16 protein-coding genes and 3 tRNA genes are annotated in these 17227 nt (G+C 33.0%); 7 read left to right on the top strand and 12 right to left on the bottom strand.

What is annotated here, in order from left to right:
• The first annotated feature begins 14 nt into the window (after window positions 1-14).
• Window positions 15-2291, top strand: a complete 2277-nt coding sequence (gene tamL, locus ABD816_RS00750; RefSeq protein WP_344923856.1) for a translocation and assembly module lipoprotein TamL — start codon at window positions 15-17, stop codon at window positions 2289-2291.
• A gap of 47 nt (window positions 2292-2338) precedes the next feature.
• Window positions 2339-2797, top strand: coding sequence for a hypothetical protein (locus tag ABD816_RS00745; RefSeq protein WP_344923854.1), 459 nt, complete (start codon window positions 2339-2341; stop codon window positions 2795-2797).
• Window positions 2798-2881: 84 nt separating this feature from the next.
• Here ABD816_RS00745 and ABD816_RS00740 read toward each other — a convergent pair whose 3' ends face one another.
• From ABD816_RS00740 to ABD816_RS00710, 7 genes are all read right to left on the bottom strand, one after another.
• Window positions 2882-3178, bottom strand: a complete 297-nt coding sequence (locus ABD816_RS00740) for an HPF/RaiA family ribosome-associated protein (protein WP_344923852.1) — start codon at window positions 3176-3178, stop codon at window positions 2882-2884.
• A 3-nt stretch (window positions 3179-3181) separates the two neighbouring features.
• The gene (locus ABD816_RS00735) at window positions 3182-3832 is read right to left on the bottom strand and encodes a nitroreductase family protein (RefSeq protein ID WP_344923850.1); all 651 of its coding nucleotides are present in this window, start codon (window positions 3830-3832) and stop codon (window positions 3182-3184) included.
• Between the two features lie 127 nt (window positions 3833-3959).
• Entirely contained in the window at window positions 3960-4523 is a 564-nt protein-coding gene (locus tag ABD816_RS00730) for a type 1 glutamine amidotransferase domain-containing protein (RefSeq protein WP_344923848.1), read from the bottom strand.
• Between the two features lie 159 nt (window positions 4524-4682).
• Window positions 4683-6692, bottom strand: coding sequence for a polyphosphate kinase 1 (ppk1, locus tag ABD816_RS00725; RefSeq protein WP_344923846.1), 2010 nt, complete (start codon window positions 6690-6692; stop codon window positions 4683-4685).
• Window positions 6693-7340: 648 nt separating this feature from the next.
• Window positions 7341-7424, bottom strand: a tRNA-Leu gene (locus tag ABD816_RS00720).
• Window positions 7425-7509: 85 nt separating this feature from the next.
• Window positions 7510-7582: transfer RNA gene (locus ABD816_RS00715), tRNA-Lys, on the bottom strand.
• Window positions 7583-7680: 98 nt separating this feature from the next.
• Window positions 7681-7753: transfer RNA gene (locus tag ABD816_RS00710), tRNA-Lys, on the bottom strand.
• A 132-nt stretch (window positions 7754-7885) separates the two neighbouring features.
• Here ABD816_RS00710 and ABD816_RS00705 point away from each other — a divergent pair.
• Entirely contained in the window at window positions 7886-8407 is a 522-nt protein-coding gene (locus tag ABD816_RS00705; protein WP_344923844.1) for a shikimate kinase, read from the top strand.
• On the opposite strand, the gene ABD816_RS00700 is transcribed toward ABD816_RS00705, so the two are convergent.
• A complete protein-coding gene (locus ABD816_RS00700; protein WP_344923842.1) occupies window positions 8399-8899 on the bottom strand; it encodes a phosphoribosyltransferase family protein in 501 nt (166 codons plus the stop codon). The genes ABD816_RS00705 and ABD816_RS00700 overlap by 9 nt on opposite strands.
• 276 nt (window positions 8900-9175) lie before the next feature.
• The gene (locus ABD816_RS00695; protein WP_344923841.1) at window positions 9176-9577 is read right to left on the bottom strand and encodes an RNA-binding S4 domain-containing protein; all 402 of its coding nucleotides are present in this window, start codon (window positions 9575-9577) and stop codon (window positions 9176-9178) included.
• Window positions 9578-9674: 97 nt separating this feature from the next.
• Here ABD816_RS00695 and ABD816_RS00690 point away from each other — a divergent pair, with 97 nt between their 5' ends.
• On the top strand, window positions 9675-10895 hold the full coding sequence (locus ABD816_RS00690) for an FKBP-type peptidyl-prolyl cis-trans isomerase (protein ID WP_344923839.1): 1221 nt from the start codon (window positions 9675-9677) through the stop codon (window positions 10893-10895).
• A 139-nt stretch (window positions 10896-11034) separates the two neighbouring features.
• Here the strand turns inward: ABD816_RS00690 and ABD816_RS00685 are convergent, their stop codons facing one another.
• From ABD816_RS00685 to ABD816_RS00675, 3 genes are all read right to left on the bottom strand, one after another.
• Window positions 11035-11652 carry a porin family protein gene (locus ABD816_RS00685; protein WP_344923838.1) on the bottom strand — a complete coding sequence of 206 codons (618 nt, stop codon included), beginning with the start codon at window positions 11650-11652 and terminating at the stop codon, window positions 11035-11037.
• A 150-nt stretch (window positions 11653-11802) separates the two neighbouring features.
• Entirely contained in the window at window positions 11803-12756 is a 954-nt protein-coding gene (locus tag ABD816_RS00680) for a transketolase family protein (protein ID WP_344923837.1), read from the bottom strand.
• A gap of 111 nt (window positions 12757-12867) precedes the next feature.
• The gene (locus ABD816_RS00675) at window positions 12868-13713 is read right to left on the bottom strand and encodes a transketolase (protein ID WP_344923836.1); all 846 of its coding nucleotides are present in this window, start codon (window positions 13711-13713) and stop codon (window positions 12868-12870) included.
• A 164-nt stretch (window positions 13714-13877) separates the two neighbouring features.
• Between ABD816_RS00675 and tgt the strand changes: the two genes are divergently transcribed.
• The 3 genes from tgt (at window position 13878) to ABD816_RS00660 (ending at window position 17213) form a co-directional block, all read left to right on the top strand.
• Window positions 13878-15008, top strand: a complete 1131-nt coding sequence (gene tgt, locus ABD816_RS00670) for a tRNA guanosine(34) transglycosylase Tgt (RefSeq protein WP_344923835.1) — start codon at window positions 13878-13880, stop codon at window positions 15006-15008.
• Between the two features lie 227 nt (window positions 15009-15235).
• Window positions 15236-16312 carry an LptF/LptG family permease gene (locus ABD816_RS00665; protein ID WP_344923833.1) on the top strand — a complete coding sequence of 359 codons (1077 nt, stop codon included), beginning with the start codon at window positions 15236-15238 and terminating at the stop codon, window positions 16310-16312.
• The gene (locus tag ABD816_RS00660) at window positions 16299-17213 is read left to right on the top strand and encodes a DMT family transporter (protein WP_344923831.1); all 915 of its coding nucleotides are present in this window, start codon (window positions 16299-16301) and stop codon (window positions 17211-17213) included. The genes ABD816_RS00665 and ABD816_RS00660 overlap by 14 nt, the downstream gene beginning before the upstream one ends.
• Window positions 17214-17227: the final 14 nt, after the last annotated feature.

The raw sequence follows: 17227 nt of genomic DNA, 5'->3' as shown, positions 1-17227 counted from the left end.
GTAAATATTGGATTTTGGTATTTCTGATAATATTATCTTGCTCTTGTAGCGTAGAAAGGTTTATACCAGAAGATGAATCATTATACACAGGAGCGGTTCTTACCATGAAAAAACCGGACTCTACCAGAAGTCTCACCAAAGTAAAAAGTGAATTAGACGCTTTAATAAGGCCTACTCCTAACAGTAAAATCTTAGGGATGAGATTAGGACTGTTTTATCATTATCGGGCACAACAAAAAAAACTGAATTTTATAAGTAAGTGGATCAATAAAAAAATAGGTGAGGAACCTGTTTATTTATCAGAGGTAAACCCCGAACGTATCAAAGAACTTATCAATAATAGATTAGAGAACAGAGGCTTTTTTTACAATAAACTACAAGCAGTAATTGATAGCTCTGATAAGAAGTCAGAAATTCAATATATAGTAGAACTTAAGACTCCATATAAGCTTAATAACCTAACCATAGAGGGAGATTCTTTACCAATCTATAAAGAGATTAAAGAGTTAATGTCACAAACAGCACTAAAATCAGGGCGTCGTTTTGATCTGGAGGTAATGAAATTTGAGAGAGAACGTATTGATAGAGAATTAAAGCAAATAGGGTACTACAACTTTAATCCGGACTTTTTAATTTTTGAGGCAGATACCAATCGTTATCGCAATAAAAGATTTGATTTGTTTTTGAGATTAAAAAAAGATACGCCTACTAGGGCTATGGTTCCTTACACTATAGATTCTATTATTGTTTATCCTAATCATAATGTAGATCAAACGTCTAAAGTTAATGATACTATAGTATTAGATGATATTAGTTTTATACAAGATGAGGAATATTTTAAACCAAGATTATTAGAACCTTACATTCTTTTTGAAAAAGGTCAGAAATATAATGCTAATACGTCTCGATTGACCAGTAACCGATTGTCTTCTATTGGAAGTTATAAATTTGTGAATATTAAATTTAAAGAACTAGATAGTGTGCTTACTGGATATGATGAAGGTTCACTGGCTGCAGATATAAAATTATCTCCATTAAATAAAAGGTCATTAAGAGCATCTGTTGAGGCTGTTACTAAATCCAATGATTTTGCTGGACCAGGTATTTCTGTAGTATATAGTAATCGTAATTTATTTAAAGGAGGAGAGACACTTAGTCTCACAGGTACATTTGCATATGAAACGCAATTATCTGGAGGTGATCAGTCTGGACTCACTAGTATTGCTGGTGGACTTAAAGCAGATTTAATTCTCCCCAGATTAGTTCCGTTCTCTCCCAGTAGATTTAAATATGCAGTACCTAAGACAAAAGTTAGTATGGGTGTAGAATATTTAAACAGAAGCCAACTGTATAGTCTTAATTCATTCTCTACATCTTATGGATATACCTGGAATGCAAATCGTTTTGTTTATCATCAACTAAATCCTATTAGTATTAATTATGTGAATTTATCAAATACAACAGCAGAGTTTGAAGCAATTTTAGATGAAAATTCGTTTTTAGAAAGAAGTTTTGATCAGCAATTTATTGCGGGGCTTACCTATAATTTCACATATAATGGATTGGTTGATCAGCAGGATACGCATAGTATTTACTTATCTACCGGTATTGATGTAGCAGGAAATGTTTTAAACCTCCTAAGTGGTGGTGAACAGACATTTCTTAATTTAGAATATGCTCAATATGCTAAGGCAGATGTGGATCTAAGGTATTATTTTAGGTTTGGAAAAGAGCAGGCATTGGTCACTCGTGTTTTTGCTGGCATTGGATTACCTTATGGGAATTCCACAACCTTACCTTTTGTCAAGCAATATTTTTCTGGTGGTCCTTATAGTGTTAGAGCCTTCAAAATACGTTCATTGGGGCCTGGTACCTATACGTCTGATGAAGATAGTACTACGTCTTTTTTTGATCAATCGGGAGATATTAAACTGGAAGCAAATATAGAATATCGGTTTCCTATCTTCTCCTATTTAAAAGGTGCTGTCTTTGCAGATGCTGGTAATGTTTGGCTTACTGGAGGAAAGGAGATAGAAGGAGAAGACGAAGATGAGGAAAATATCAATGAGGAATTAATTACCAGAGGGACTTTTGGTTCTGATTGGATAAATGAATTAGGAATTGGAGCTGGAGTTGGGCTTCGTGTAGATATTCAAAGCTTTGTGATTCGGTTTGATCTTGCAACGCCATTACACATACCTTATGCTGAGGAGGGTGAGCGATGGAATTCTGGTTTTGATTTTAGTTCGGATAATTTGAAACTCAATTTTGCGATTGGTTATCCTTTTTAGAATTTTATAGTTACATTAGTATCGGCTATAATTAAAATAAATTTTTGATGGCAAAAATTGAAAAAGTATGTCTTCAGGAAATTCCTGAGCAAATATATGTAGATGATAAAACAACTAATACTATAACTGTAATTGCTGATATTAGTTTTCATTCTTTGGATATAAAGTTAGAGATGGAGTACCAATTATATTTATTTGTATACGATGTACATGGATCTTCTGATATACCTGTGTTAATTTCTAATTGGGATGAAAGTAAAGTGCATAGAGTAGTAAGTGAGCAACAAAGTGATGATTTTTTATGTAAAAAACGTATTTTGATTTCTTCATTACATCAAAAGGATAATAAAATGACTGTTGTGAAATCAATGACTCTTAATCTAGGAAAAATAACTAAAAATACTTCGGTATATGAAAAAAAGTTTGAAGTTTTTGCCACGTTAATTCCGGCAATTGACAGAGCTTCATCCAGATCCGAAGTATTTATATCAAAATTAGCATTCTGATAGTATTGGAATTTTATGTTATATCTTAAAAGTCATAAATAGTAAAATAAAACATATTCTTATTTAATACTATTAGAATAAACTTTAGGAACTCATTTTCGCTTTTCTCCGTTCTAATTGATCTCCAAGATCTCTGACCGTTTCACGTACGGCATCTTCAAAATTTGTTTTATCAGAAGAAGCATATAATCTTGGGCCAGGGGCACTCAATCTTATTCCACATACAAATCCGGTGTCATCACTTTTATTTTCCCTTTTAAAGAATACATCTCCTCGTATTAAAAAAGGGTATTTAGTAGATAAAAATTCTAATCTCTCATTGACAATAGATTCTAATCGTTCACTTGCACTTACATTATCGTATTCAAAAATTGTTTTCATTTATTATTTTTCTTTATGAGTGTTATGTTGATTCTCTGGTTTGATTTTGGCTCTGTCAACAAAATCACCATTAAATGTAAATTCTTCCTGTAGCTTTCGCTCTCGCGTTACTTTTTCTTCTGATTTCTGTAGGTCTTCTGAGAGATCTGTGGTATTTCCGCCATAATATCCCAGCGCTATTGCAGATGCCACGTGATAATCATTGGGTAATTTAAATTCTTTCTTCGCTTTTTCAAATTGTACACCAGCCATTTGATGAAGTGCGATTCCCATTTCTTGAGCCTGAACAGTTACATTACCTACAAAAAGACCTAAATCATATAATGCATGAAAATTTTCTTTTCCATCTGGCGTTGTCTTCTTGTAAGCACAGATCCATAAAACGGGAGCATTAGATGCCCAGGATTGATTAAATGTATCTAAACAAGCAAAAATTCTATCATAGCTTTCACTTCCTTTGATTCCCCAAATGATAGTCCAGGGTTGTAAATTATTAGAACTGGGAGCCCATCTTCCGGCTTCGAGTAATGAGTGAAGATCAGTCGTAGTGATAGGGATCTCAGAAAAGACTCTTGGACTATATCTTTTTTTTAATAAAGACAGAATAGGATAAGCTACCGGAGTTTCTTTTTCTATTATATTTTTTTTGATCATATTTTATAATTAGTAAGCTTTCTAAAAGTTAAAAGATGTAATGTTATATCAGTTTAATCTTTGTGTATTAACTTTTAGAAAGCTTTTTTAAATTCTATTTTAAAAGATAGTAATGCTAAAAATGATATTATGCATTTACTACCTGCTCTTCGTGTTTACCTTCCTTAATCTCTTCAATTACCTTATCGATAAAAGCAGGTAAATCATCAGGATTTCTACTTGTAACAAGACCACTGTCTACTACTACCTCCTTATCTAGCCACTTAGCTCCAGCATTCACTACATCGTCTTTTATGCTGTGATACGAAGTAACTTCTCGATTTTCAATTACTCCTGCACTAATTAATAACCAAGGTGCGTGACAAATAGCAGCAACGGGTTTTCCGCTTTTAAAAAATGCTCTTATAAAATCTAGAGCGGTTTCATGGGTGCGCAATAGATCTGGATTTGCAACGCCACCAGGAAGTACTAATGCATTATAGTCTGATTCATTTGTGTCTTCTACAAGGTGATCAACTTTAATTTGTTCACCCCAGTTCTCTCCATCCCAACTTTTAATTTCTCCTTCTTTAACAGAGATAATGTGTACAGTAGCTCCTTCGTTTTTTAATGCTTCCATAGGTTTAAAAAGCTCTGATTTCTCAAATCCATCTGTAGCAAGAATAGCTACTTTTTTTTCTTGTAATTTCATAATTTTCTTTTTTAAAGTTATTTTTTTATGCTCGCAAATTATTTTAGTTTCAAGCTACTTTAAAATTAGAAAAACTTCTTTAAGGTCATGTGTCGTAAAAAAGGAGGGATTAACCCAAATCATAAATTAATAAAATCTTGTGAAGGTTTTGAGGATACGTTAACTGTTTTGTTCTACTAACGATTCATAAATTAACTGCTGTGAACTTTTACCATCAGTATTAGGAGCAACATATTCATTTTTTTGCAATGCGTCAATTACTCTTGCTTTCACCCGATCTTCAAGTTGAAGGTTGAGCTGTTTTTTTATACCATCAAAGATATCCTTATCTAATATAGGAGTGATTACCTCTATTCTATGATCAAGATTACGAGTCATCCAATCGGCAGAACCTATATACATCTTTTCCTCTCCGCCATTAGCAAATACATAGATTCTTCCATGTTCAAGAAAGGCATCAACAATACTGGTAACACTAATGTTTTTACTTTGTCCGTCAATTCCAGGAACTAAACAACAGATTCCTCGTACCAATAATCTGATAATTACACCTGCATTACTGGCTTGATATAATAAATCAATGATTTTTTGATCTTGTAAACTATTCATTTTTGCAGTAATACAGGCTTCTTTCCCTTGTCTTGCATTTTCAATTTCTGTATGGATAAGATTCGTAAAGGTAGTTCTTGTAGAAAAAGGAGAAATCAATAGTTTTTTTGATCTGGGCATGATAATACTGCGATCTAATACTTGGAAAACCTGAAGCAGTTCTGTTGTGATTTTCTTATGAGCTGTCATTAATCCATAATCGGTATAAATCTTAGCAGTTTTCTCATTAAAATTCCCGGTACTAATGTATCCGTAACCACATTTTTTTTCATCTTCAACACGTTCTATGTATAAAATTTTAGAATGCACTTTAATTCCTGGATAACTATATATTACCTGAGCACCGTGTTTCTGCAGAATAGCTCCCCATTTGATATTGTTTTCTTCATCGAACCTGGCTTTAGTTTCAATAAATACAAAAACTTCTATTTTATTTTTTAATGCTTTTAAAAGTAAATCAGCAACACTAGAATCCTTAGCAATTCGATACATAGTAATTTTAATTTTCCGAACCATTGGATCATTGGCAGCTTCTTCAATCCACCGCAACACTATGTTAAATGATTCATAAGGGAAAAAGATCAATCTATCTTTTCGCTTAATTGCATCAAACATACAATTATAAGGTAGAAGCTCCTCTTTGTCTAAAGGAGGTAATGGAGCAGCTGCTAGTTTCTTATCTGTTGGATTAGGGAAACTAAAGAAGTCTTTAAAATTATGATATACCCCTCCTTTTATTAAATCAGTATCATTGATATCTAAGAATTTCTCAATGGCAATTATCAAGTTTTCAGGCATGCTAGCATCAATTAAAGCCCGTGTAACCTGTCCAACATCCCTATTGCCTAATGAGTTTTTGATTTTATCCAGTAAGTCACCAGAATATTCATTATCTATATATAATTCTGCGTCGCGAGAAATCTTTAAAGAGTAGAATGTGGTTTCATATCGCAAGGATAAGTTTTGTTTAAAAATATCGTCTAGATAGGTGATGTAATGTTTGTTGTTTTCTGATGGTAGTTGTATAAATCGATTGTGATCAGAAGGTATTTTGAATATTATAAGTTGCTCCTCCTTCCCGAGGGCAGCTAAATATAATTCTTCGTTGTCAATACAAAGCGCTTTATTATTTAAAACTATAGGAGCTTCATTTTCAAAATTTTCAAGAAAGTAATTTTCTGAAAACGTTTGCTGACCAGGCAAAAAATGTTCTGAAGAAATGATTTCGATGCCTTCTTTCTTTAAATCAGGGATGATTTGATTTCTGTAAATTCGACCAAATTCTGCCTGCTGATTATTAACTTCCTTCTTTATTTTTTTAAGAAGCTTATTAGGCTTAGTAATTAATTTTTTTCTTAATTTTTTATCAAGATCTTTTATTTTTCTAATATCAGAAACTCGTACTTTAAAAAATTCGTCTAAATTAGAAGAAAAGATAGCTAAGAACTTAATTCGTTCGTACAATTCATTTCTTGTATCTGAAGCTTCCTGAAGAACTCTGTGGTTAAATTTAAGCCATGAAAGATCTCTATGGTAGTACTTCTGCGTATTTAATGCCATATTCTTTTGATACCTTATTACTAGTTTAATGTAAACTAATACTTTACATGAGTTTATATCAAACGATTATTAGTAAGCTAAAATACTTATTTTATAGAGATTTTCTTAGTGCGTACGGATCTATTCTTAACTCTTTTGGCAATGCTTCTAAGATATGATTTACTACCAAATTTTTTTCTTCTTAATCCAGTAGCTTGTATGTTGTGATTACTTTTCATTCTTTAATTTTAAATATAGGTTATTGTATGAATATTTTTAAAAATGATTATATATTCTATGAAGTGAGTGAGTTATCAAGAATAAGTAGTTTTTAAGATTTTTTTAAGTTTACTAATTTTGTATAAAGTAAATAATAAGAATTGAAAACAAGAAATGCTTATTAATATTTATTGCTAAATTATTCTATCTATGATAGCATAATTACTTGTATATAACAAGTAATTAACGGGGCTTTAACTTCATATTATTCAGTTCTACATCATAAGGTTGTAATGAAAAAATAAGTTTACTAGCTTAAAAGATTTTATGCTTTTGATCTATTTATTGAAATAAAGAAGAAAATAGTTCCTTAATGGAAGATACGTAGAGATTGAATTTCTCATTATAGATCTAATAATACGTTTGAAATTTAAAAAAGCAATTATAAAGTGCCCAGGATGGGAGTCGAACCCACACGCCCATAAGGACACATGGCCCTCAACCATGCCTGTCTACCAATTCCAGCACCTGGGCAAAAAAATAGATGCTTATATCACTATAATAAGGTATAAAACTAAAAAAGTATCGTATAAGATACGATACTTTTGTGAATAATCAGTGACCGGGCTGGGGCTCGAACCCAGGACCCTCTCCTTAAAAGGGAGATGCTCTACCAACTGAGCTACCAGGTCATTCATTTTTAAAATTTCTTTATAAGAAACATAAAATGATTTTAAAGAACTTTTGTTTCAAAATTATAACTCTGGATTTTGATTTTCAGAATTATTAGTGACCGGGCTGGGGCTCGAACCCAGGACCCTCTCCTTAAAAGGGAGATGCTCTACCAACTGAGCTACCAGGTCATTCATTTCATTCCTTGAATGCGGGTGCAAATATACTATCATTAATTTATTTTTCAAGAAGAATTTACTATAAATTTACATTTTATTTTAAAAGCCCTTTTTTTTAGGCAAGAACCGGTTAATCTTTAATGTATGAATATCGTTTTGATGGGATATATGGGTTGTGGTAAATCCGCTGTAGGTAAGAACTTAGCTTCAGAGTTAAAAGCAATGTATCTTGATCTTGATCAATACCTCGAGATAAAAGAAAAAAAAACTATAAAACAAATTTTTGAAGATGAAGGTGAAATATACTTTAGAAAAAAAGAAACTGAATATCTAAAAGAAATTTTAGAAACGTCTGCTAATACTATAATTTCACTTGGAGGAGGAACTCCTTGTTTTGCAGGGAATATGGAATTAATCTTAGCTAATGCAAATGCAAAAAGTGTATATCTTAAAACTTCTCTTGATGAATTAGTCAATAGATTGTTTAAAGAAAAAGAAAAACGTCCACTGATAGCACATATACAGGATAAAGAAGACCTGAAAGATTTTATAAGGAAACACGTTTTTGAACGATCTTTTTATTATAATCAGGCATCTTTTTCAGTAACTACAGATAATAAATCCGTTCAGGAGATTGTAGAAGAGCTAAAAATTGTTTTATTGTAAGACAGCGACATCGCTTTCTCCAAAGGTCACAGTTACATGTTCATGAAGTGAGGTGGATAATGATATCCCCTTGAAGTCGGCTTTAATAGGATACTTTTTATGATTTCGATTGACTAAAACTGCTGTTTTGAATCTCGTTAAAGGAACATCCAAAAAATGTTTCACTCCATATGCTAATGCAGTACCAGAATTAAGAACATCATCTGCTAAGACCAATGATTTATTTTGATAAGCCAATGGCTCTAAGGACGTTTTCACAGTGTTTTGAGGAGTAGATTTATCCATGGTAACCTTACAAATAGTAACGTGAATACCTGAAATGTCTTCTAGAATATTAGCAAGGCGCTGTGCAAAAATATACCCATTTTCTGCGATACCGGCGATAACAATTTCCTTTTCATTTACATTAGTTTCGTAAATCTGATATGCAATTCGCTTAATTTTATGTTGAATTTGCTCATGGGTGAGGATGATATTGTCTTTAGCCTGCATAATCTTATGGTATAAATAATACCAAAGATAGAAAAGAGTTTTTTAATGTTGAGTTCGTTAACTAATTATATTAAAAACCTGGGTTATTTTAACTAATAATGAATAATAAACATATGAGTTAGATACTAATAGAAAGTTCTTTGTAGTGTCATATTATATAAAGTATACAGCTCTACCTTATTACGAACTATTATATTTAATTCTGGAAACATCAATAAAAATTCATATATTATTTTACTGTTATTGAGGGCGTTATTCTAATTGTAGTCTGAATTTTTACTCTTCACTATCATCTTTATTTTCAGGAGATTCTGGAGTGTCAAACCAATCATCAATATCTCTACGATCTTTTTTTGTAGGTCTTCCCATACCTCTTTTTCGGTAATATTCTTTAGAATATTTTAGAAGATCTAATTTTTGCAACGTTTCTTGTGGAGTGACGTCCTTACGGTAGATGTCGACAAGCTTAGCACCTAGTCGACTTTTTGGTGTATCCAAAACAATAAGCTCATAGTTGACTTGATTTTTTCGTACCGTAATTTTATCCGTAGGATACACATCTCGTGATGGTTTCACAGAATCTCCATTGACTCTGATTTTTCCTTCTTTGCAGGCTTTAGTGGCAATACTACGTGTTTTGTAATATCGGATACACCATAAGTATTTATCTATTCGCATAAAAAATGATTAAAAAATGCGTTATATCTCTAATAATTGTAAAACAAAAGTACAAGAAAATTGTATCTTGCGGCTTCAAAAAAGTAACCAGATGAACATGAAGAAATATATTGTTGGTTTAACCCTTGTCATTGCAGCGATTTATGGTTGTAGCAATGATGATGATGATAGTGATGTCATCACAGTAGAGTTGAGGGATTTTGCTGAGCAACAGGCAGACGAAGAGTTGATAATAGAGAGTTATTTAAAGACCCATTTTTATGATTCTATAGACAATCCTGCTAATAGTGATTATAAGATTATTATTTTTGATACGATCGCAGGAGAAAACAGTGATAGAACTCCTATCTGGGAATCTGAGCTTTTAGAGACAAAAACGGCTACCTTCGATGAAGTTGATTATACATTGTATTTATTAAGATATAGTAGTGGCGTCGCAACTGAGCGTAAACCCACATTTGCCGATTCTACCTTAGTAACATATAGAGGAGAATTGTTTTATGATAACCTGGATGATGATGTTAATGGTGTTCCTGATAATGCTCAGGTAGATACTGACGATGATGGCAATGCTGAAACAGATATGATTAATGGAGTTGAAGTAACTAGAGTAGATACTGATGGTGATGGTATTGCTGATATTGCTGATATAGATTCTAATGCAGAAGCTTCTGATTCTGACGGTGATGGTGTTATTGACGACTATGATACTGTGGATAATAATGATCCGGGTAGAAGGGTATTTGATAGCACAGTAACTCCTGTTTGGCTTGACTTAGTTTCTATTGTAGGCGGATTTAGAGAGGCAGTAACAGAGTTTAGTGGTGCCTCAGGTTTTAGCGAGAATCCTACAGATGGTACGATAAGTTACGAAATGAATTTTGGTAACTACACGGTTTTTATGCCTTCTGGTTTAGGGTATTTTAATAATCTACAATCATCCATTCCGGCATATTCTCCATTAATTTTTACGGTTCAATTGTATGCCTCTGAAGAGGCTGATCATGATGGCGACGGTGTACCGTCTTATCTAGAAGATATCGATGGAGATCGAATAGTAAATGATTTAGATGAAGATTCTAATGATGATACTGATGATGACGGAATTCCTAATTATGCGGATACTGACGATGATGGTGATGGTACGCTTACAGAAGATGAGGATTTAGAAGCTGATCAGGATATAAATGTTGATAGAGATGGCGATGGTGACGCAACAAATGATCTGGGTGATGGAAATCCTATGAATGATGATACTGATGGAGATGGAGTTCCTAACTACTTAGATACAGATAATGAAGAATCAAGAGATGATTAAAAGGTACACTATAATTACAATAAAATATAAAGCTCCTACATCATATGATATAGGAGCTTTATATTTTTATTGTTTTTCTGATTAAATAGGCTTATTACGGTTGTTTTATAGTAATAGGCTAGAGATAATTTAGGTCTTTCTATAAGTCTAATCCTACACTAAGAATAAGTTGATTAGGCCTGGAGTCTACTCGTACTGTTTGTCCCAGGTTATCATCAATTGCTTGTGCCTGATTATCGCTCAATCCTCTTTCATAACGGATATCCGCATTTAATCGACCTAATTGCAGACCCACTCCAAATTGCAGGCCTACAGTAAATTCATTTTTAACATCTCCTAGTCGTACATCTTCCAGGTCATTGTCTACGATATATTGTAGAGATGGACCACCAAACACGTGTAGAGGTCCTATAACTGTTGCGCCGACCAGAATAGGAGCGTCTAGTTTTTTAATAGTATAGCTTAGGGTTGTGTTATCAATATCATAAGAACTACTATTTTGAGTATATTGTAGTTCTGGTTTGATATAAATGCTATTTGTTATATTACCTCTTAAGAAAACTCCCAGATGATACCCTACGCGATCATTTGCGTTTTCTGATAGTATATTACTACCTGCATCAGCGACGTCAGAAATTTCAATTTTACCATTATCGCCATAATTAAGTCCTGCTTTTACCCCAAAATTTACCCCATTGTCTTGCGCAGCTACTGTACAAGCATAGGCTATAAGTAAACACATTAATACATTTTTCATTGTACTTGATTTTTTAAGATGAATAAATAAATTGATTTTTTGGTGGGATGGTATTAATATAACGTAATATCGCCTTGTTTATTTTTACTGGTACAAAAAACCTCCTGCGATTATAAATTACAGAAGGCTATTTAACTATTTGATAAATTTTTATTTTCTCTTAAGTACTTTTTGAGCTGCTTTTAGAATTGCTGCTGCATTAAGTCCGTATTTTTCCATTAATTGTTCTGGAGTACCACTTTCTCCAAAAGTATCATTAGTAGCAATAAATTCTTGAGGTGTAGGTTGATGCTGTGCTAAAACTCTTGATACACTTTCTCCTAACCCGCCTAAATAGTTGTGTTCTTCTGCAGTGACTATGCATCCGGTTTTTTGAACCGATTTAATAATTGCGTCACTATCTAATGGTTTGATCGTATGAATATTAATTACTTCTGCACTGATCCCTTGTTCTTCTAGTGACTCTGCGGCTAGTAATGCTTCCCATACCATATGTCCGGTAGCTACAATAGTTATATCAGTACCCTCTTGTAGATGAACAGCTTTACCTATCACAAAATTTTGATCAACAGCAGTAAAATTGGCTACTTTAGGTCTGCCAAAACGTAAATATACAGGACCTTCATAATCAGCAATAGCGATCGTTGCTGCTTTGGTTTGATTATAATCACACGTATTGATGACAACCATACCGGGTAACATTTTCATTAAACCAATATCTTCTAATATCTGGTGAGTGGCACCATCCTCTCCAAGTGTTAAACCAGCGTGAGAAGCACAGATTTTTACATTTTTATCACTATAAGCGATGGATTGACGAATCTGGTCATATACTCTTCCAGTAGAGAAGTTAGCAAATGTTCCTGTAAACGGTATTTTGCCTCCTATAGTCATTCCTGCTGCGATCCCCATCATATTAGCTTCTGCGATCCCTATCTGAAAAAAGCGTTCTGGATTATTAGCGATAAAGGCATCCATTTTTAAGGAACCAATAAGATCCGCACATAATGCAACTACATTCTCATTTGTTTTTCCAAGTTCTTCGAGACCAGCTCCAAAACCTGAGCGTGTATCTTTTTTACCGGTATCTGTATATTTTTTCATAAGCCTCCCTAACTTTTTTTAAATAAAAGCCTTAACGGGTTATGTTTTAAAAAATTATTTATTTTATTTTTGAATCTAAACCTGTTTTTACATCAGGTATTAGATGTACTTTTAGTAATCTCCCAATGTTTCAGGATTTTGATCTAAACCTGTAGCTAATTGCTCATCATTTGGAGCTTTACCGTGCCATGCGTGGGTATGCATCATAAAATCTACACCATTACCCATTACTGTATGTAATAGAACGCAAACAGGTTTTCCTTTTCCTGTTCTGCTTTTAGCTTCTGTTAATCCTTCTACTACCGCTGATATATTATTACCTTGTTTGATTTCCATAACATCCCAACCAAAAGCTTCAAATTTAGCTTTGATACTTCCCATAGGGAGAACATCATCTGTAGAACCATCGATCTGCTGTCCGTTAAGATCAATCGTAGAAATTAGATTATCAACATTTTTTCCTGCGGCATACATAGCAGCTTCCCAAATTTGTCCTTCCTGTAATTCTCCATCACCGTGCAACGTATATACCAGATGACTGTCTTTGTTTAATTTCTTAGCTTGTGCAGCGCCTATAGCAACAGACATTCCCTGCCCTAAAGATCCAGAAGCAATGCGAACTCCAGGAAGCCCTTCATGTGTTGTTGGGTGTCCCTGTAATCTACTGTTAATCAATCTAAATGTATTTAACTCTTCTACCGGAAAATATCCGCTTCTTGCTAATACACTGTAAAAAACAGGTGAAATATGACCATTAGATAAGAAGAAAAGATCTTCTTCTAATCCATCCATATCAAAACCATCTTTTCTTTCCATGATTTCTTGATATAAGGCTACGAAAAACTCGGCGCAACCTAATGATCCTCCGGGATGTCCTGAGTTTACTTTGTGTACTTGTCGTAGAATATCTCTACGTACTTGAGTGACAAAATCTTCTAATTGTTGTGTTTTTGGCATTATGATGCTAATTAACTTATTATTAAGGAGCAAAAGTACAGGTTTTGTTTAGGGTAGCAAAATGTCTGAACAGCTTTTAATAGTGATCATTATAACTTTTTAAATTACATTCATTTATCAGCGTACTTTTATTAAGTATCTTTGCGCCCTACGAAAAATAAATTATGCAATTCGATCTATTATCCAAAGACGCTTCAAGTAAAGCCAGAGCTGGAAAAATAACTACTGATCATGGAGTTATAGAAACTCCGATTTTTATGCCAGTTGGTACAGTAGGGACTGTAAAAGGAGTTCATCAAAGAGAATTAAAAAATGACATCAATCCAGATATAATCTTAGGAAATACCTATCATCTATATCTAAGACCTCAGACATCTATTCTGGAAAAGGCAGGAGGATTACATAAATTTATGAATTGGGATCGAAATATTCTTACAGACAGCGGAGGCTATCAGGTATATTCTTTGTCTGCGAATCGAAAAATTAAAGAAGAGGGTGTTAAATTTAAATCTCATATAGATGGTTCCATGCATTTTTTTACTCCAGAAAATGTAATGGAAATTCAACGGACTATTGGGGCGGATATTATTATGGCATTTGATGAATGTACTCCATATCCTTGTGATTATAAATATGCTAAAAGAAGTATGCATATGACACATAGATGGCTGGACCGATGTATGCAACATCTTGAAAAAATTCCGGTTAAATATGGGTATGATCAAACATTTTTTCCGATTGTTCAGGGAAGTACTTATAAAGATCTTAGACAACAATCTGCAGAATATATTGCGAATGCGGGAGCGCAAGGTAACGCAATTGGTGGTTTATCTGTAGGCGAACCTGCAGAAGAGATGTATGCTATGACAGAAGTAGTAACAGAAATATTGCCAGAAGATAAACCTAGGTATTTAATGGGAGTAGGAACTCCTATTAATATTTTGGAAAACATAGCACTTGGAGTCGATATGTTTGACTGTGTCATGCCTACTCGTAATGCACGTAATGGGATGCTTTTTACAGCCCATGGGACAATTAATATAAAAAACAAGAAGTGGGAAGATGATTTTTCTGCTATTGATGAAATGGCAATTACCTATGTGGATACAGAGTATTCTAAAGCTTATTTAAGACACCTTTTTTCTGTTAATGAATTATTAGGTAAGCAGATAGCTACAATTCATAACTTAGGTTTCTATTTGTGGTTAGTTCGTGAAGCCAGAAAACATATCTTGGCAGGAGATTTTTATTCCTGGAAAAATATGATGGTGAAACAAATGGATAAACGATTGTAAGTCTAATGAAAGTGTTCTATACATAAGTTTGGTATAGGCATTATTAATTAATTTGATTACACGTAGTTGAGAGATTTTTATGGAATCATAATGAGGTTAATTTATATTGAAACCTAATTTGATTCATAAAATATAATTTTAAAATAAAAGTAAATACTAGTAAAAAAGAAGGTGTAGGTAGACACAAGATAGAGTCAATACTTAATACTAACTACTAAATTGTTTTAATGAAAATATTAGATTGGTACATACTTAAAAGATATTTGGGAACATTTTTTACAATGATTCTTTTATTCATTCCTATTGGTATTATTGTAGATCTGTCAGAAAAGATCGATAATATTTTAAAAAATGATGTCCCTTTTGATGCAGTAGTAGGATACTATCTTGATTTTACGGTATACTTTGCAAATTTATTATTTCCCCTTTTTGTTTTTCTATCTGTAATTTGGTTTACCTCTAAATTGGCAAATAAAACAGAGATTATTGCTTTCTTAAGTTCGGGAGTTTCCTTCTGGAGGTTTCTTAGGCCTTATTTAATAGGAGCTGTTATTATCTGCGTGGCTGCATTAGCGATGGGATTATTTTTAGCGCCAAAAGCAAGTAAAGGATTTAATGAGTTTAAACATAATCATTTACATAAAACTAAAAAAGTACAGGAAACACGTAATGTTTACAGGCAAATTAGTGATAGCGTCTTTTTGTATGCAACTAATTTTAAGCCTATCCAAAAGTCAGCTACAAACTTTACATTAGAATATTTTGATGGAAACAAATTAATTACAAAAATTTCTGCAAGAAATATTACATATAACGAAAAGGATAGTATCTACGAATTAAAGGATTATGTAAAAAGAACAATTCTTGAGAATGAAGATATCATTGAAAAAGCAAAGAAAAAAGATACCATATTGCCCTTTAATATTGATGAATTCACACCGGTATCCTATGTGGCAGAGACTTTAAATTACACAGAACTTAGTAAATTTATTGAAAAGGAAAGTAAAAGAGGGTCTTCTGATATCAATCGATACAAAGTAGTTGCTTATAAAAGGTGGAGTATTCCTATTTCGGCTTTTATACTTACGGTAATAGGTGTAGCAGTATCATCAATGAAGAGAAGAGGAGGGATGGGAGTTAATTTGGCTGTTGGTATTTCTTTAGCCTTTGTTTTTATCTTTTTTGACAAGGTATTAGGTACAATTGCTAATCAATCTGATTTCCCTCCATTAATTGCAGTGTGGTTTCCTAATGTATCTTTTGGGATTTTAGCAATTTATTTATTATACAATGCCAGACGTTAAGTTTAAGAATTACTTACATCTCCATTTTATTGTATTCATCTGGGGATTTACAGCTATACTAGGTGAGCTCATAACAATAGAGGCATTATCATTAGTATGGTACAGAATGTTGATGGCTTCAGGCTTTGTATTACTATTTGTCTTGCTAAAAAAAGTTTCACTTAGAATATCTATAAAATTATTCTTTCATTTATGTGTAGCGGGTCTTATTATAGCACTCCACTGGATTACTTTTTTTGGTGCAATTAAGGTGTCTAACGTATCTATCACTTTAGCAATACTTTCTTCAGGAGCCTTTTTTACCTCTTTATTAGAGCCGATTTTTTATAAACGTAAACTAATTTGGTACGAGGTGGTATTTGGTATTATGGTCATTGTCGGGTTATATATTATTTTTAATGTAGAAGGAGATTATACATTAGGAATTATATATGCACTATGCTCTGCGTTTTTATCGTCAGTATTTTCATTAATCAATGGTAAAATAGCACAAAAATATAATGCATCTATGATTTCTTTTTATGAACTGGCAAGTGGAGTAGGCTTTGTGACTATATACCTACTTATAATGACCATTATAGGTCAAGGAGCTGAAGGCTTTTCTGCAGGTTTTTTTCATTTGAGCACTTCTGATTGGCTGCTATTATTGGTGTTAGCATCAGTTTGTACAGCTTATGCTTTTATAGGTTCAGTTCATGTAATGAAATATTTAAGTCCTTATACCGTAATGTTAACGATCAATATGGAACCGGTTTATGGTATAGTATTGGCATTTTTAATTTTTGGTGATTCTGAAAAAATGAATCCGGGATTTTATTACGGTGCACTTATTATTTTAGGCACCGTTATTCTTAACGGGATATTTAAAAACATGAAAAAAACAAAAAGACAAAGCTCATAGTACTACTTTACCAA

The organism is Aquimarina addita, from assembly GCF_039539305.1.
GTDB lineage: Bacteria > Bacteroidota > Bacteroidia > Flavobacteriales > Flavobacteriaceae > Aquimarina > Aquimarina addita.
This window is presented reverse-complemented; position numbering and strand designations above follow the sequence as displayed.

Coding starts and splice junctions, on each gene's coding strand:
- ABD816_RS00660 (WP_344923831.1), top strand. CDS start 16,299: ATGCCAGACGTTAAGTTTAAGAATTACTTACATCTCCATTTTATTGTA.
- ABD816_RS00740 (WP_344923852.1), bottom strand. CDS start 3,178: ATGAAAACAATTTTTGAATACGATAATGTAAGTGCAAGTGAACGATTA.
- ABD816_RS00745 (WP_344923854.1), top strand. CDS start 2,339: ATGGCAAAAATTGAAAAAGTATGTCTTCAGGAAATTCCTGAGCAAATA.
- ABD816_RS00675 (WP_344923836.1), bottom strand. CDS start 13,713: ATGCCAAAAACACAACAATTAGAAGATTTTGTCACTCAAGTACGTAGA.
- ABD816_RS00695 (WP_344923841.1), bottom strand. CDS start 9,577: ATGCGAATAGATAAATACTTATGGTGTATCCGATATTACAAAACACGT.
- ABD816_RS00665 (WP_344923833.1), top strand. CDS start 15,236: ATGAAAATATTAGATTGGTACATACTTAAAAGATATTTGGGAACATTT.
- ABD816_RS00735 (WP_344923850.1), bottom strand. CDS start 3,832: ATGATCAAAAAAAATATAATAGAAAAAGAAACTCCGGTAGCTTATCCT.
- ABD816_RS00680 (WP_344923837.1), bottom strand. CDS start 12,756: ATGAAAAAATATACAGATACCGGTAAAAAAGATACACGCTCAGGTTTT.
- ABD816_RS00730 (WP_344923848.1), bottom strand. CDS start 4,523: ATGAAATTACAAGAAAAAAAAGTAGCTATTCTTGCTACAGATGGATTT.
- ABD816_RS00690 (WP_344923839.1), top strand. CDS start 9,675: ATGAAGAAATATATTGTTGGTTTAACCCTTGTCATTGCAGCGATTTAT.
- ABD816_RS00700 (WP_344923842.1), bottom strand. CDS start 8,899: ATGCAGGCTAAAGACAATATCATCCTCACCCATGAGCAAATTCAACAT.
- ppk1 (WP_344923846.1), bottom strand. CDS start 6,692: ATGGCATTAAATACGCAGAAGTACTACCATAGAGATCTTTCATGGCTT.
- tgt (WP_344923835.1), top strand. CDS start 13,878: ATGCAATTCGATCTATTATCCAAAGACGCTTCAAGTAAAGCCAGAGCT.
- ABD816_RS00685 (WP_344923838.1), bottom strand. CDS start 11,652: ATGAAAAATGTATTAATGTGTTTACTTATAGCCTATGCTTGTACAGTA.
- ABD816_RS00705 (WP_344923844.1), top strand. CDS start 7,886: ATGAATATCGTTTTGATGGGATATATGGGTTGTGGTAAATCCGCTGTA.